Below are 15,113 nucleotides of genomic sequence, written 5' to 3' on the forward strand. Positions count from 1 at the left end.
TGGAGGTTCTCAAGGACTCACGCGCACCCGTGGACTACGTACCGCTCTTTGCATGGGCAACCGGAACCACCTATCAGATCTGCAACCCGACACACTGCACCGTCTATCACGAGAATTTCGAATCCAACTGGGTAGGTGAAGGCCAGACCCCGCGTGAGGGGGTGCTGCCAGAACCTGTTGATGAAGGCGGTAGCGGTGGCGGAGGTCAAGCAGGCGGCGGAGTGCCGATTGGCGGTGGCTGTTATGGCAACTGTGGCGGCGGTGGCCTCGTGACCGTCGGCCCATATCAACCCTGCCAGCAGGGCGCGGAGAGCAAGGGAGAACTCTGCATCGGCGAGGATGGGAGAGTGCGACCCGATTGACAGGGACAGGGCCGAGCACACGCTCGGCCCTGCACCCACGCTACGGTGCTTCCTGCCGCAGCTTCTTCGCCTGCGCCGCGTTCACCGCGCTGGCCTTGTTGCCGAAGTCCTGGCGGATGAAGGTTGCCAACTGCGCGATCTCTTCATCGCTCAACCGATCGGCGAACCCGGGCATGCCCAGGTTGGACGGCCGCTGCGCGGTGGAAGGCAACGCGCTGCCATGCAGCAGCAGGCGCACCAGCGTGGTCGGATCGTCGGCCAGCACCGTGGGGTTGCCGGCGATGGCCGGGAACACGTTGGTGTAGCCCTTGGCATCGGTGCGATGGCAGGCGGCGCAGTTGTCCACGTACAGTTCGGCGCCGCGGCTGTCATTCACCCCGGCCTGCAGCTTGCGCGCGGTGGCATCGTTCTGGGCGTATGCAGACGGATCGTTTGCACTCGCCGGCAAGCTCTTCAGATAGACCGCCATGGCCCGCAGGTCGGCATCGGTCAGGTGCTGGGTGCTGTGCACCACCACGTCGGCCATCGGCGAACCCACCACCGCGCTGTGTGCATTACGCGCGGTGCGCAGGGTATCGACGATGTCCTGCGTGCTCCAGCGGCCCAGGCCATCGGCGTTGTTGCCGCGCAGGTTCACCGCATTCCAGCCATCGATGAGCTGCCCGCCGGCCAGGTACGCGCTGCCCGATTCATCCAGCGCCTGCTCCTGCAACGCCAGCCCGCGCGGGGTGTGGCAGCTGCCGCAGTGGCCCAGGCCCTGCACCAGGTAGGCGCCACGCGCCAGTTCGGCGCTGTCATAGCGGCTGGGGTCGAAGGCCACCGCGTCCGCATCGGGGGCGAAGGTCTTGCGCCAGATCGCCAGCGGCCAGCGCATCGACAACGGCCACGGAATGTCGGCGGCCTGGTTGGCCTCCTTCACCGGGGCGATGTCACCGTGCAGGAAGTAGGCATGCAGCGCCCGCACATCCTCATCGGTCAGGCGTGCATAGGACGGGTAGGGCATGGCCGGGTACAGGGTGCGGCCATCGGGGGTGATGCCGTGGCGCACGGCGCGGTCGAAATCATCCAGCGAGTAGCCGCCAATGCCGGTGTCGCGGTCCGGGGTGATGTTGGTGCTGTAGATGTTGCCCAGCGGCGAGGCCACCGCCAGGCCACCGGCGAACGGCTTGCCGCCGGGCCGGGTGTGGCAGGCGGTGCAGTCGCCGGCAGCGGCCAGGTAGCGACCGCGTTCGATCAGGGCGGCGTCGGCCGCCGGTGCATCGCCCAGTACCCGCGTGCGGGTCGGCACGAAGGCGTAGGCCAGGGCCAGCAACAGCAGCACCAGGGCAATCACCACGATCCACAGGAGAAGCTTCTTCATGGGCGTCTCCTCAGGCCTGTACCAGCGGGCCCGGATCGGGCAGGTACTTTTCGCGGATGGCCGTGGCCGCCCAGTACGCCAGCCCGCCGACCAGCCCGGTGGGGTTGTAGCCGTTGTTCTGCGGGAACGCGTTGGCGCCGATCACGAATACATTCGGCACGTCCCAGCTCTGCAGGTAGCGGTTCAGCGCCGAGGTCTTCGGGTCGGCGCCCATGATCGCGCCACCGCAGGTGTGGGTGCTCTGGTACTTGGTGATGTTGTAGTGCTCGCCGTCCTTCTTGGCATCACCGCTCATGGAAAGCGGATTCAGCACGCGGCTCATCTCCATGGCCTTGCCGACGAAGAACTGCGAGGCCTTGATCTCGTTGGGGTGCCAATCGAAGGTCATGCGCAGCAGGGGCCGGCCGAAGCTGTCGGTGTAGTTGGGGTCCAGGCTGAGGTAATGCTGGCGGTAGGCCATGCACGCGCCCTGTACTTCGTAATAGAAGTTGTGGCGGAAGTTGTCCGCGGCCGCCTTCTTCCATGCCGCGCCCCAGCTGGGCGTGCCCGATGGCACGTTGATGCCGCGCACCGGGCCGGCGCCGGGCTGGCGGGCCCAGACCAAGCCACCACCAACGAAACCGGCCTTGGCGTTGTCCAGCTGATTGCCGTTCAGATCGTCCATGGTGGTGCCCGCACCGCCAATGCCGATGAAGCCGTTGGCCTGCACGCTCTTGTCGAAGAACAGCACCACCCGGTTGAGGTTCTGGTAGGAGTAGTTGCGTCCCACCGTGCCGGTGTTCGATTCGGGGTCGTAGGGCGTGCCGATGCCGGACAGCAGCATCAGATGTACGTTGTAGAGCTGGAAGGCGCACAGCAGCACCAGGTCGGCCGGCTGCTGCACCTCACGGCCCTGGGCGTCCAGGTAGGTCACGCCGGTGGCCTGCTTGCCGGTGCTGTCCAGGTCCACCTTCAGCACCTGCGAATGGGTGCGCAGTTCGAACTTCGGGCGCTGGCGCAGCACCGGCAGGATGCAGGCGTTGGGGCTGGCCTTGGAATAGTTCAGGCAGCCGTAATCGCTGCAGAAGCCGCAGGCATTGCACGGGCCCAGCTGGCAGCCGTAGGGGTTCACATACGGGCCGGAGGCATTCGAGGCCGGAATGGGATAGGGATGCCAGCCCATTTCCTTGGCCGCCTTGTAGAACAGTTCGCCGCCCAGGTAGTTGGGGTTGGGGCCCAGCGGATATTCGGCCGAGCGCGACCCTTCAAACGGGTTGCCGCCGGCCTGCACCACGCCATTGATCACACCGGCCTTGCCGGACGTGCCGCAGACCAGCTCGAACATGTGCAGGTGCGGTTCCAGTTCGGCGTAGGTCAGCGGGAAATCCTGGATGGTCATGTCATCGGGAATGAAGCGCTTGCCGTAGCGTTCTTCCACGTTGGTGCGCAGTTTCATGTCTTCCGGCAGCGGGCGGAAATGCGCGCCCGACCAGTGGCTGCCCGCACCGCCCACGCCGGTGCCGGGCTTGAACGAGCCCATCTGCCGGTACGGCACGGCGGTGTCGGCCGGGGTGTGGCGAATCGTGACGGTTTCCTGTGCCAGGCTCTGCAGGTAGCGGCGGTGTACCGAACCTTCCAGCTCGTCCACCACGTTTGGGTAGGCGAAATCAGGCTGGGTATCGCGGTCGCCGCCGCGCTCCAGCGCGACCACATGCAGGCCGGCATCGGTCAGTTCCTTGGCCAGGATCGCCCCGGTCCAGCCCATGCCGACGATCACGGCGTCTACTTTCGGTTTCGTGATGGCCATGCGCTCAGCCCCTCCGCCCAGCCAGGTCCACCGGCGGCAGCGGGTAGGCCTTGTCGCGCACCCCGATCCAGTCCAGGTAGTCGGCGCGCATGCCGGGGTAGCCGATCATCTTCCACGCGGCCATGCCCTTGTTGGCCCCGTACTTGGGGTCGGCGAAGTAGCCGTTCTTCACCTCGCCCAGCAGGTTGGAGAAGAACAGCTTGCTGGAGATGGCGTCCAGTTCCAGCTTGCCGCCCTCGGCCGCCTTCAGCAGGGTTTCCTGCTGGGCGTGGTCCAGCTGGGCGAAGGTCTTGCCCTGGAACTGTGCGCGGCAATGCGCATCGACGGCACCAATACCCACGCGCACGATCTCGCGCAGCGGCAGCTTGCCCTGGTAGCCGAATTCGCTGGGCGCTTCCAGGAACGGGCCCTGCATGTACCAGATGGCGCCGGCGGCATAGGGCGTCTGCATGTGCCGGTCGAGGAACTCGGGCACACCCGATTCCACCGCGCCTGGGCCGGTTTCGTCGGCGGGGATCAGCCGGTCGCAGGCCGCGACGATGAAGGCCCATTCGGCGGCGTTGAAGAATTCGGGGCGGTAGTCGGCGGCATCAGCGGCGGGTGCCTGCGCGTCTGCCGCCGGTGTGCCGGGCGCACAGGCGGGCAGGGCGGCGGCCACGGGAATCAGGGTCAGGCCCTGGAAAAAGCGGCGGCGGCTCAGCGCCGGCGCCATCGGTTCGGCGTCATCGTTCATTGCGGGGTGGCTACCTGTGGGGTGGCTGGTGCACAGCTTCGCGCGCGTCCTGTCGCGGTGGCGTGCTCGACATCGGGCCCGGCGCCGACCGCTCCCCGGCCGACATGGATCGATTCATTGTGTTGCTGCGTGATGCTTTCCGGAATGGCAATATGGGAAAGGTGCTGTTGCCTGAAAGGAAAGAATCGCGGTGATCGAAGACCTGGGAGAGCTGCGCACCTTCGATCGCATCGTGCATGGCGGAAGCCTGTCGGCCGCCGCACGTGACCTGGGTGTGTCGCTGGCGGTGGTCAGCAAGCGGCTGTCAGCGCTGGAGCGGCGGTTGCAGGTGCGCTTGCTCAACCGCAGCACGCGCCGGGTCTCGCTGACCGACGAGGGCAGCCTGTTCCACCAGCATTGCCGCCAGGTGCTGCAGGCGGTGGAAGCGGCCGAAGCGGCGCTGGCGCAGCGCCAGGACCTGGTCGCCGGCGTGCTGCGGGTCACCGCCCCGAATGGTTTCGGGCGGCGCCACGTGGTGCCGGCGGTGCGGCGGTTCCAGATGGCACACCCCGGCGTGCGCGTGCATCTGTCGCTGCGCGACGAGATCGTGGATCTGGTGGGCGAGGGCATCGAGCTGGCCCTGCGCTATGACACGCTGGATGATTCGCGCCTGGTCGCCCGGCAACTGGCGCCGAACCGGCGGGTGCTGTGCGCATCGCCGGACTACCTGCAACGGCGCGGCATGCCGCGCAGCATTGCCGATCTGCAGCAGCACGACTGCATTGCCTCGGGCAGCCCGCCGGTCAGCCACTGGCGCTTCGGCCAGGGCGATGCCGCGCTGGCACTGCCGCTGCAGGCCAGCACGCTGTGCGATGACGGCGAGGCCGCGCACCTGATGGCGCTGCAGGGCGCCGGCATAGCCCGCAAATCGATCTGGGACGTGGCCGAAGACCTGCAGGCCGGGCGCCTGGTGGAAGTGCTACCCGACCACGCCCTGGCAACATCTCCGTTGAGCGCGGTGCATGGCTCGGGAAAGCAGCTGGCCCCGCGCGTGCGTGTGTTCCTGGACCACCTGCTGCAGCACCTGCGCAGCACGGTGGCCTGGCGCTACGCCAACGCCGATTAGCCGCGCGCGTCCTTGGCGATGGCCAGCGCCTGATCAGCGCGCACGAACACCGCGGTGGTGTTCTCGTCGCGGGTGCCGGTGGCCGCGCCCAGCAGCAACGGGCGGCCGAGGCGGCTGGCGGCTTCATCGGCCACGCCCTGCAGCGCATGCAGGGTGGCATCGGCCTGGTCGGAGCCCAGCACGGCAATGAACTCGCCGCTGCCGGTAACCCGGTTGATGCTGTCGCCACGCTCGGCCTGCAGGCAACGCTCCAGCGCCGCATCCAACTGCTGCAACTGGCGGTCCAGGCCGCGCTCGCCCAGCTGTTCGGCCAGCGCGGCCAGATCCTGCAGTTCCAGGATCACGATGGTGTAGGGCGTGCCCGCCGCAGCGGTGTCAGTGCCGATGGGCTCGGCGGCGACCGTCTGTTCCAGCAGGGCCACCACTTCCTGTTCGCGTTCGCGGCTGCGCGCTTCCATCAAGTTCATGGTCAAGCGGGCGAGCGCCTGCAGGGCCTCGCGTTGCACCGGGGTAAGCGAGCGCGGTGACAAGTCGACCACGCACACACTGCCCACCGCCGCACCGCTGCCGGTCACCAAGGGCATGCCGGCGTAGAAGCGTGCGCCGATCTCCTTCAGCACCGGGTTGTCGGCAAAGCGCGCGTCCTGGCTTAGATCACCGACTTCCAGCAGCTGGCTGGGCTCGCGGATTGCATGGTCGCAGACCGCTACATCGCGATCGGTCTGGCTGCCGTCCAGGCCGGTGCGGGCCTTGAACCACTGGCGGTCGCGGTCAATCAACGTGACCAGCGCCATGGGCGTGCCGCATACGGCGGCGGCCACTTTCACGATGTCATCGTAGGCCGGCTCGGGCAGGCTGCCGACAATGTGCAGGGCATCGAGCGCACGCTGGCGTTCGATTTCGTCCGTGGACGGGGTGAAGCGCTCGGTCATGGTGTTCCTGTAACTACCGGGGTCGGCCCATGCTAGAGCACCTGCGTTCGCGCGCCGTCAACGGCCATGCGCGCTCGAGCTGATACGCAACGATGCGCACCGAATGCAAGCGACGCACTTCACGTATTGATAACGATTCACATTTGCCATACGATGCCGTCCGCCAGCCCCGGACGTCCGTCTCGCCAGCGCCCACGCTCACTGACGAGACAGTTCCCATGAAGATGCGTTCCCTCGCCGCGTTCGCGGCGTTTGGACTGGCGTTTGTCCAGCCTGTTCTTGCCCACACGCCGTACCTGTCGCCCAGCACCTATGCACCGCGTGCGGGGCAGACGGTGGCGCTGGACGCCTCGTTCGCCGAAGTCTTCTTCGTGCCCGAAACCGCGTTCGACGATAGCCAGTTCAGCGTAACCGGCCCGGACGGCAGGACCACCGCGCTGCCTGCGCAGGTGATGAAGACCCGCACCGTGGCCGAGTACACGCTGCCGGCGGGCACGGGCACCTACCGGCTGAGCACCGGCCAACGCCTGGGCGCACTGTTCCGCACGTGGGAAATCAATGGCAAGCGCGAAAGCTCGCGCGATCCGGCGGTGAAGATTCCGGCCGGGGCCAAGGTCATTTCCGATTTCCAGTCGCGCACGCTGGCCGAGACGTACGTGACGGCCGGCAACCCCGACCGTGCCGCGCTGGCGCCGCACAACCAGGGCATCGAGCTGGTGCCGGTCACCCATCCCAATGATCTGTACGTGGGCGAGGCGTTCGAGTTCATCGCCCAATACGACGGCGCGCCGCTGGCCAACCAGAAGATCGAGATCACCGAGGCGGTCTGGGGCAGTGACCGCACACCGCAGGTGGTGACCGTCACCACCGACGCCACGGGCCATGGAAGGTTCCCGCTGACAGCTGCCGGCACCTGGATTGCGCTGACCCGCCACCGCACGGCCGCGCCGGCCGGGGCCGCGGTGGCCGAGTACAGCAACAGCTACACGCTCAGCTTCCGCGTGCTGAACCCCTGATCCCTTCCACCGTTCGTTCCTGAGGTCACCATGAAGATCACCCTGCTTGCCAGTGCGTGCGCCTGCACGCTGCTGCTGTCGTCCGCTGTCCACGCCCAGACCGCACCGCGCCCGCTGGTCGGCGGCCATGGCAACAATGTCACCGCGTTCATCGCCGAACATGATGACAATGCCGACGGCAAGGTCACCTGGGCCGAGTTCGAGGCGTTCCGCCGCGCCCGTTTCGATGCCACCGACAGCAACAAGAACGGCACGGTGGACGAAGACGAGTATGTGGCCGAGTTCGACCAGCGCATGACCGCCGAGATCGAACGCGAGCGTGCCGGCCAGGTCGAACAGACCCGTGCCCGTTTCGCCGCACTGGACACCGACAAGGATGGCAGCGTGTCGCGCGCCGAGTTCGACGCCGCTGGCGAAAAGACCTGGCAGGGCGGGCAGAAGGCGCTGGCCAGCCGTGGCAAGGACAAGGCCGCGCCGGCCGCCGGTGGCACCGAAGCCCGCACCGCCGCTGGTGCGCAGCGCTTCGACAACCGCCGCAGCCGCTTGAACATGCCCACCAGCCACACCGCCGAAGGCTTCCTGGAGCTGTACGACGGCAATGGCGATGGCAAGGTGGACAAGGCCGAGTTCGACAAGGCCCGCGACGAGCAGTTCGCGCGCACCGATCGCAGTGGCGACGGCCGCCTTTCGCTGGATGAATACCTGGGCGAGTTTGAAGAGCGCCTGGACCGCCGCGCCGCCTCCCTTACCCAGGGCGATGATCGCCAGGTGCACGTGCGCTTCGGTGTGCTCGATGCGGACAAGAGCGGCGAAATGACCTTCGCCGAGTACCAGGTGTCGGGCAAGCGACAGTTCGATACCGCCGATCGCAACAAGGATGGCGTGGTCGATGCGACCGATGCGGCACTGCCGCCGCCGGCTGCGCCGCGCCGCTGAGTCCTGTGCGGGGCCCGTTGCCACGGGCCCCGTTGTTGCGGATTTCCGCGCACTCCCGAGTTGCTTCCCATGTTCCGTCGTACCTCCCGCCTGCTGCTGGCCCTGGCCGCGAGCTGGCTTGCCGTGCCCGCGGCCGTGGCCGCACCGCAGATCTTCCATCGCGACGATGTGCTGGGCACCTCGCTGGATATCAGCGTAGACGCCAGCGAGGCGCCTGCGCAGGCCGCGTTGCAGGCCGTGCTGGCCGAGACCGCGCGTCTGGACGGTGTGCTCAGCCGCTGGCGCGATGACAGTGAGTTGAGCCGGTTCAATACGCGCAGCGGCGCGCAGGCGGTGTCGCCCGATCTGCGTGCGGTGCTGCAGTTGTGCGAGCACTGGCGGCAGCGCAGCGAGGGCATCTTCAGTTGCCGGCTGGGCCGGGTGGCCGAGCGCTGGCGCCAGGCCGCGACCAGCGGCGTGCTGCCGCCGCGCGATGAACTGCGTGCATTGGCCTCGGCTGCCGCACAGGCCGAGTTCGAGCCGGCGCGCAGTGGTGCGCTGACCCGCCCCGAGGCGGTGGTGTTCGACGTGGACGGCGTGGCCAAGGGCTACATACTGGACCGGGCGATGGATGTGGCGCGCAAGGCCGCACCGGCAGCGCGTGCCATCAAGATCGATATCGGTGGCGATGCGCGCTACTGGCAGGCCGCCGGTGAAACCGCGCCGTGGCAGGTCGGGGTGGCCGATGCGCGCCGCCCGCGGGATAACGGCGCCCCGCTGGCCACGCTGGCCCTGCGTGACGGCGCCATTGCCGGCAGTGGCCATGCAACGCGCGGCTACACCGTGGGCCGGCGCCACTACAGCCACATCCTGGACCCGTTCTCGGGCTGGCCCATGCAGTTCGCGCCCGCCGCGACCGTGGTGGCGCCCGATGCGGCCAGCGCGGATGTGCTGGCCACCGCGCTGTCGGTCATGCCGATCCGCGATGGGTTGGCCCTGGCCGATGCACTGCCGGACGTCGCCGCATTTGTGTTGAGTGATACCGGCATTCCGTTCGTATCGCAGCGCTGGCCGGCGCTGCTTGCCGACGCAGCGCCGCGCGCCGGGAGCATTGAGCGCTTGGTGCTGGACTACCAGATTCCACAGATCGCAGCCGAGCGCTACTTCGCGCCGTACCTGGCGCTGTGGGTGACCGCGGCCGACGGCACGCCGGTGCGCCAGCTGCTGGTGCTGGGCACGCGCTCGCGGTACCTGCAGTCGCTGCCGCAATGGTGGCGGCGCTATGGCCGCGATGATCTGCCCGCGATCCAGGGCATCGCGCGGCCCACGCGCTTGCCCGGCGCGTATTCGCTGGCCTGGGATGGGCGCGACGACCGTGGCAATACCGTCGCCGATGGCGAGTATCTGCTGCAGGTCGAAGCCGCGCGCCAGGCCGGTGGGCATGAGTTTCTGTCATTGCCGTTCACGCTGAAACAGGGCAGGGCGCTGGACAGCCAGCACCGCGGCCAGAGCGAGATCGGCACGCTCAGTCTGCACCTGACCGGGCGCTAGCCGCGGTCCTGCCTTGCCCCGAACGTTCAGTACCCCTTCCCAGCAACGCACGCAACGCCATCACCATGGCGCCCCGCAGCCAGGAAACCACCGCCGCTCCAACCGGAGCGACGGAACGCCCCTTTCCACCCCTCTGCGGAGTCATCCATGCACCTTTCACCCTCCCTGCTTGCGCTGGCGGTAGCCACCAGCCTCTCGCTTCCCGTTGTTTCCCGTGCGGCCAGCGCCGATGCGGACAGCACCCTGGATACCATCCAGGTGACCGAAACCCGCAAGAAGTCCGACAACCAGAACGTCACCACGCTCTCGGCCAAGACCCTGCAGCAGCAGGGTGCGCAGAGCATGGAAGACGCCATCCGCTACGTGCCCGGCGTGGAGATGGTCGACCTGGGCCGGGCCGGCTTCAATGGTTTCAACATCCGTGGCCTGGAATCGGATCGCGTGGCCATCACCCTGGACGGCCTCAGTTTCCCGCAGAGCATGGACCCGGGCACCTACCAGCCCTATGAATTCTTCCGTTCCGGTCGCGGCAGCGTCGACCTGGAAGCGGTGAAGAGCGTGGAAATCATCAAGGGTGCCGATGCGATCACCGCCGGCAGCGGTGCGCTCAGCGGCGCGGTCATGTTCACCACCAAGGACCCGTCCGACTTCCTGAAGGCCAGCGGCAACGATAGCTTTGGTTCGGTGAAGTACGGCTACACCGGTTCCAGCGATGAGAACATGGGTTCGCTGACCTTTGCCAACCGCACCGGTCGTTTCGAATCGCTGCTGGTGTACACCAAGCGCGACGGCCACGAAACCGAATCGTGGTACGACACCACCCGCGCCCAGCTGGGCCCGGACCGCCGCACGCCGGACCCGGTGGACCGCGAGAGCGACAACCTGCTGGCCAAGGTCAACTTCCTGGCTACCGACACGCAGACGCTGGGCATCGTCTACGAGCGCGCCCGCGCTACCAATGACGTGGACAACTGGACCCGCAGCGATGGCGTGGGTTCGTATTACTTCCGCAGCGCCGAAGACCGCAGCGACCGCGACCGTTACGGCCTGAAGTACACCTGGCGCGCCAACAATGCGCTGTTCGACAGCCTGGAAGCCACCGCCGACCACCAGAAGAACTACATCCAGGGCCAGACCAACGTGCTGGTGGCCAACGGCACGGCGGCCACCTATGGCACGCGCTGCTCGGTGGCGGCACCCTGTGCGCGCCAGGAAGACCGCTGGGATACGCAGAAGCGCAACCGCGTGGCGCTGGATTTCGACAAGAGCATCGAAGCCGGCGGCGTGCGCCATGACCTGGTGTACGGCGCAGCGTGGCAGCAGGCCAAGATCCACTGGAACTCGGTGGATACGCGCTGGGGCAACGATGGGTCGCTGTTCACCCGCGATACCGACCCGTCGCTGTGGCCAGACACCAAGGAAACCGACCTGACCGCCTACGTGCGTGACCGCGTGCGCCTGCTGGATGATCGCCTGAGCCTGACCGGTGGCCTGCGCTACGACAGCTACAAGTACACCCCGGAAACCTCGGCCGGTGGCAACGGTGATTCTGGCTACGTGGATGACGGCGGCAGCGTGGGCACCTCGAAGTTCGCCGCGCCGACCTGGAACCTGGGCGCCGAGTTCAAGTTCACCGATACCCAGTCGCTGTGGACCCAGGTGGGCCGTGGGTTCCGCGCACCCGGTGTGAACGACATGTACGGCACCTCATCCACGACCGAAGTCACCCGGGTTTCCGACGGCGCCACGGTCACCGTGCCCGATGGCAAGAGCAACCCGGACCTGGACGCCGAGCGCAGCCTGAACCTGGAACTGGGCTGGCGCTACCAGAGTGATCGCCTGCGCCTGGGCGTGTCGCTGTTCCGTGACAAGTACAGCAACTTCATCGACACCGCCCAGTTCGTCGGCGATGCCGGCACCCAGTACAGCACCACCGTGCGCGGTGTCACCACGGTCACCAATGGCTATACCTACACCATGCCGATCAACCGCGGCGAAGTGGTGGTGAAGGGCGTGGAGGCCGAGGGCCTGTGGCTGCTGGCCGACGACTGGCTGGCGCGCGTGGCCTATTCGTATAACGAAGGCACCGACAATGACGGCCGTCCGCTGGCCAGCATCATTCCGGCCAAGGCCGTGGCCGGGCTGACCTACAACGCCCCGTCGCGGCGCTGGAGCGTGACCGCCAATGTCACCCACCAGGACCGCAAGGACCCGTCCGATTACGGCCTGAGCGTGACCAACGCCAGCTACGGCGCCGAAGTGCTGCCGCTGTATGCCTACAAGGCGCGCGAATACACCCTGCTGGACGTGTTCGGCAGCTACAGCATCACCCCGCGCATCCACCTGACCGCCGGTGTCTACAACGTGTTCAACAAGGAATACTACCTGTGGAACCGCGTGCGCACCGCCGGTGGCGGCACCGCCATCTTCCAGGGTGCCACCAGCTACGAAGGTATCGGCCGCTGGTCGCAGCCGGGCCGTAACGTGCGCTTCACCCTCAGCTACGACTTCCTGTAAGCCGGGCAGGGGTCAGATCCCTTTCCGCGAGGAAAGGGCTCTGACCCCATGAATGGAAGCCATCCACGCATGGCGTGGATCTACTGGATGCGGCGGTTGTCGATCCACGCCATGCGAGGATGCCGATCGGCTCGCCGTCGTCGGTCCATCCCATGCATGGCTCCCCGGTAGATCCACGCCATGCGTGGATGGCATAGCCGCGGTAGATCCACGCCATGCGTGGATGCTTCTTGGCCCATCGCGCAGTGTAGTCGAGCAAGCTCGACTCTACCGGGCTTTGCCCAGGCGCAGCAGTTCCTTGGCCACCCATTCGGAACTGGCCGGGTTCTGCCCGGTCACCAGCAGGCCGTCGGTCACGCCATGCGGTGCCCAATCCGCGCCCTTTTCGTACGCAGCGCCCAGCGCGATCAGCTCGTCTTCCACCAGGAACGGCACGATATCGGTCAACTCGACCGCCGCTTCCTCGCTGTTGGTGAAGCCCGTCACCTTGCGTCCCTTCACCAGGGGCGAACCGTCGGCCGCCTTTACATGGCGCAGCACGCCCGGCGCATGGCAGACGAACCCCACCGGCTTGCCCGCACGCTCGAAGGCTTCGATCAGCGCGATGGATGCCTTCGACTCGGCCAGATCCCACAACGGCCCATGGCCGCCGGGGTAGAACACCAGGTCGAAATCCTCCTGCTTCACACTGTCCAGCTTCACGGTGCTGGCCAGCGCCTGCTGCGCCTTCGCATCGCCCTTGAAGCGTTCGGTCAGTTCGGTCTGGAAGTCGGGCAGGTCGCTCTTCGGGTCCAGCGGGGGCTGGCCACCGGCCGGGGAGGCCAGGGTGATCTGCGCACCGGCATCGCTGAACACGTAGTACGGCGCAGCGAACTCCTCCAGCCAGAAGCCGGTCTTCTTGCCGGTGTCGCCCAGTCGATCATGCGACGTCAGAACCATCAGGACCTTCATGTAACGCTCCGCAGTGGGGTGGGGCAGCAGTATGCGCGCGACCGGGGATGCAGGGCGTCAACGGTGCGACGCTTTAAACCATCGGCAGGCCCGTTGCATCCAAGCCCACCACACCCCACCCGGCAGATGTCTGGTCCATGCCTACCGTTACCCTGCGGCACGTATCGTTCGTCCCCCTTCTTGCCATGGGGGTACTGGCTCTGGCGGGGCTGCTGGTACCGGGTTACAGCACGCTCAGCCAGCACATGAGCGAGCTGGGGCTGCTGCAGGGGTGGCCGAGGTGGGTGGAGCGGTGCGCCGCCGTCGTCAGCGGCGCCGCGATCCTGGTCTTCAGCGTGGCCTTGTTGGCCCATGGCAGCCGCTTCGCCTGCTCCGCGCTTACCTCGTTACTGTTTGCTGCCTGCATGATCAGCAACGGGGTTTTCACTACGGGCAGCCCACTGCACGGGCTCTATGGCATCGGCATGTTCTCGGTGCTTACACCCTTGTTGTTCATCAGCGAGTTCGGGCGGGGGGGGGGGGGGGGGGGGGTGGGTGGGTGTTGCCCCGCGCGGGATTTCGTTTTTTGGCGTGTTGTCCTTGTGGTTGATGTTTTGGGGGTTCGATTCTCCGCCCTACTGGGGGCCGCCCCGCGCGCGGGCGCCATTGGCCGCGTCCGGGTAGAGTCGAGATCCTATGTTCGTGGTCAAGTCTGCTGGAAGCAGGCTTCACCCACTTTCAGCATGCTCGGGTCGAAATCCCGGCCGCTCTTGAAGACGCCCCACGCGATTCTGGCCAGCTTTCTGGCCAGGATGTTGAAGCTGGCGGTGCTGCTGTGTCCGCGGTCGCGGATGGCTACGTAGAGGGGTTTTCCCCCCTTGGATCGGGTCAGGCCCATGGCCGCCATGTAGAGGATCTGACGCAGGCCGGCATTGCCTCGTTTGGACAACCGGCGACGGCCTATCCGGGCACCGGATTCGTTGGGGCGTGGATCCAGGCCGGTGCAGGCCACCCAGGCGTCTGAGTTGGCCAACGGCCAGCGGGTGAGGTGATGGGTAACAAAGGCTGCCACCGTCGGCCCCACGCCCGGAATGGTCATGATCCGCCGATACAGATCGCGCTGTTCGCCGCTGCGACAGAGGTGTTGGATCTCTCGATCCAGCATCGCAATGGCCCCTTTCAGACCACTGAATATCGGCCCGAAGATGGCCGACTCAGCCGCGTCGGTCCCCAGAGAAAGATGGAGTGTTGCCTTGTTCCGGACCAGGCTGTCACGCTGCTGCAGAAGCACATGCAGCCGTTCCTGCTCCGGCGAGCGGGCGATGTGCTCGTGCAGATTGTCGGCCTCCCTGGCGATGTACCGTGCGATGACCTGCGCGTCCCCGGAATCAGTCTTGCCCCGGCAGGCCACGCCCTTGGCGTAGTGCTTGATGTCACGCGGGTTGAGCAGGAAGACAGCGTGGCCGGCCTTCTGGGCTGCCCGAACCACAAGCTCGTGATGGCGATTGGTCGCTTCAACGCCGATACGCGACTTGGCAGGCACGCTAGACAGCCACTTGCCGATGGCCGAGGCTGAATTGGCGATTCGGGCGCTGCCCTTGGTGCCGTGGCGCGCCACCACCAAAGTCTTTGAATCGGCGTCGATGCCGATGGCCGAATGATCTGACATCTGTGCAACTCCCAGCTATTGTTAAGGGGCTGGGGTGGTACCGCACCACGTTGGCTTGCCTACATCGGCGGTCCTCAAAAGGCCGCTAGATCCTTTATCGACGTTAAGGTGCGGGATGGGGATCGCTCGACTCGTCTGTCGGCTCGACTCCGCAGATGCTTGCTTGACGGTCCCTCCACCCTGGCTCCTACATACCTCGTAGGAGCCGGCGGGAACATACAAGCTTGCTCGACTGCT

General features: G+C 66.6%; 12 protein-coding genes. 5 read left to right on the forward strand and 7 right to left on the reverse strand.

The window, feature by feature from the left end; genetic code table 11:
• Positions 1 to 402: 402 nt before the first annotated feature.
• Genes C1931_RS10570 through C1931_RS10580 form a run of 3 tightly spaced genes read right to left on the reverse strand, consistent with a single transcriptional unit; the run spans position 403 to position 4,241 of the window.
• The gene (locus tag C1931_RS10570; protein ID WP_108756292.1) at positions 403 to 1,722 is read right to left on the reverse strand and encodes a cytochrome c; all 1,320 of its coding nucleotides are present in this window, start codon (positions 1,720 to 1,722) and stop codon (positions 403 to 405) included.
• Positions 1,723 to 1,732: 10 nt separating this feature from the next.
• The gene (locus C1931_RS10575) at positions 1,733 to 3,508 is read right to left on the reverse strand and encodes a GMC family oxidoreductase (protein WP_108756293.1); all 1,776 of its coding nucleotides are present in this window, start codon (positions 3,506 to 3,508) and stop codon (positions 1,733 to 1,735) included.
• 4 nt (positions 3,509 to 3,512) lie between these two features.
• A complete protein-coding gene (locus tag C1931_RS10580; protein WP_108756294.1) occupies positions 3,513 to 4,241 on the reverse strand; it encodes a gluconate 2-dehydrogenase subunit 3 family protein in 729 nt (242 codons plus the stop codon).
• Positions 4,242 to 4,431: 190 nt separating this feature from the next.
• Between C1931_RS10580 and C1931_RS10585 the strand changes: the two genes are divergently transcribed.
• A complete protein-coding gene (locus C1931_RS10585; protein WP_108756295.1) occupies positions 4,432 to 5,346 on the forward strand; it encodes a LysR family transcriptional regulator in 915 nt (304 codons plus the stop codon).
• Here the strand turns inward: C1931_RS10585 and C1931_RS10590 are convergent.
• A complete protein-coding gene (locus C1931_RS10590) occupies positions 5,343 to 6,278 on the reverse strand; it encodes a GAF domain-containing protein (protein ID WP_108756296.1) in 936 nt (311 codons plus the stop codon). The two genes, C1931_RS10585 and C1931_RS10590, sit on opposite strands and share 4 nt — an antisense overlap.
• A gap of 224 nt (positions 6,279 to 6,502) precedes the next feature.
• Here C1931_RS10590 and C1931_RS10595 point away from each other — a divergent pair, with 224 nt between their 5' ends.
• From C1931_RS10595 to C1931_RS10610, 4 genes are all read left to right on the forward strand, one after another.
• Positions 6,503 to 7,294: a DUF4198 domain-containing protein gene (locus C1931_RS10595; protein WP_108756297.1), complete on the forward strand. Its 792-nt coding sequence runs from the start codon at positions 6,503 to 6,505 to the stop codon at positions 7,292 to 7,294.
• A gap of 30 nt (positions 7,295 to 7,324) precedes the next feature.
• The gene (locus C1931_RS10600; RefSeq protein WP_108756298.1) at positions 7,325 to 8,230 is read left to right on the forward strand and encodes an EF-hand domain-containing protein; all 906 of its coding nucleotides are present in this window, start codon (positions 7,325 to 7,327) and stop codon (positions 8,228 to 8,230) included.
• Positions 8,231 to 8,299: 69 nt separating this feature from the next.
• Positions 8,300 to 9,760, forward strand: a complete 1,461-nt coding sequence (locus C1931_RS10605) for a DUF2271 domain-containing protein (protein ID WP_108756299.1) — start codon at positions 8,300 to 8,302, stop codon at positions 9,758 to 9,760.
• Between the two features lie 147 nt (positions 9,761 to 9,907).
• Positions 9,908 to 12,277 carry a TonB-dependent hemoglobin/transferrin/lactoferrin family receptor gene (locus C1931_RS10610; RefSeq protein WP_108756300.1) on the forward strand — a complete coding sequence of 790 codons (2,370 nt, stop codon included), beginning with the start codon at positions 9,908 to 9,910 and terminating at the stop codon, positions 12,275 to 12,277.
• Between the two features lie 267 nt (positions 12,278 to 12,544).
• On the opposite strand, the gene C1931_RS10615 is transcribed toward C1931_RS10610, so the two are convergent.
• The 3 genes from C1931_RS10615 to C1931_RS10625 form a co-directional block, all read right to left on the reverse strand.
• Positions 12,545 to 13,228 carry a type 1 glutamine amidotransferase domain-containing protein gene (locus tag C1931_RS10615; RefSeq protein ID WP_108756301.1) on the reverse strand — a complete coding sequence of 228 codons (684 nt, stop codon included), beginning with the start codon at positions 13,226 to 13,228 and terminating at the stop codon, positions 12,545 to 12,547.
• Positions 13,229 to 13,451: 223 nt separating this feature from the next.
• Positions 13,452 to 13,655 carry a hypothetical protein gene (locus tag C1931_RS10620; protein WP_159095476.1) on the reverse strand — a complete coding sequence of 68 codons (204 nt, stop codon included), beginning with the start codon at positions 13,653 to 13,655 and terminating at the stop codon, positions 13,452 to 13,454.
• A 258-nt stretch (positions 13,656 to 13,913) separates the two neighbouring features.
• Positions 13,914 to 14,876: a transposase gene (locus C1931_RS10625; RefSeq protein WP_108756303.1), complete on the reverse strand. Its 963-nt coding sequence runs from the start codon at positions 14,874 to 14,876 to the stop codon at positions 13,914 to 13,916.
• Positions 14,877 to 15,113: the final 237 nt, after the last annotated feature.

It is taken from the genome of Stenotrophomonas sp. YAU14A_MKIMI4_1, from assembly GCF_003086855.1.
In the GTDB taxonomy this organism is placed as follows: Bacteria; Pseudomonadota; Gammaproteobacteria; order Xanthomonadales; family Xanthomonadaceae; genus Stenotrophomonas.

Bases quoted from the DNA above. Each gene is read 5' to 3' on its own strand.
- C1931_RS10570 (WP_108756292.1), bottom strand. From the start codon at position 1,722: ATGAAGAAGCTTCTCCTGTGGATCGTGGTGATTGCCCTGGTGCTGCTG.
- C1931_RS10580 (WP_108756294.1), bottom strand. From the start codon at position 4,241: ATGAACGATGACGCCGAACCGATGGCGCCGGCGCTGAGCCGCCGCCGC.
- C1931_RS10615 (WP_108756301.1), bottom strand. From the start codon at position 13,228: ATGAAGGTCCTGATGGTTCTGACGTCGCATGATCGACTGGGCGACACC.
- C1931_RS10590 (WP_108756296.1), bottom strand. From the start codon at position 6,278: ATGACCGAGCGCTTCACCCCGTCCACGGACGAAATCGAACGCCAGCGT.
- C1931_RS10595 (WP_108756297.1), top strand. From the start codon at position 6,503: ATGCGTTCCCTCGCCGCGTTCGCGGCGTTTGGACTGGCGTTTGTCCAG.
- C1931_RS10605 (WP_108756299.1), top strand. From the start codon at position 8,300: ATGTTCCGTCGTACCTCCCGCCTGCTGCTGGCCCTGGCCGCGAGCTGG.
- C1931_RS10625 (WP_108756303.1), bottom strand. From the start codon at position 14,876: ATGTCAGATCATTCGGCCATCGGCATCGACGCCGATTCAAAGACTTTG.
- C1931_RS10610 (WP_108756300.1), top strand. From the start codon at position 9,908: ATGCACCTTTCACCCTCCCTGCTTGCGCTGGCGGTAGCCACCAGCCTC.
- C1931_RS10600 (WP_108756298.1), top strand. From the start codon at position 7,325: ATGAAGATCACCCTGCTTGCCAGTGCGTGCGCCTGCACGCTGCTGCTG.
- C1931_RS10575 (WP_108756293.1), bottom strand. From the start codon at position 3,508: ATGGCCATCACGAAACCGAAAGTAGACGCCGTGATCGTCGGCATGGGC.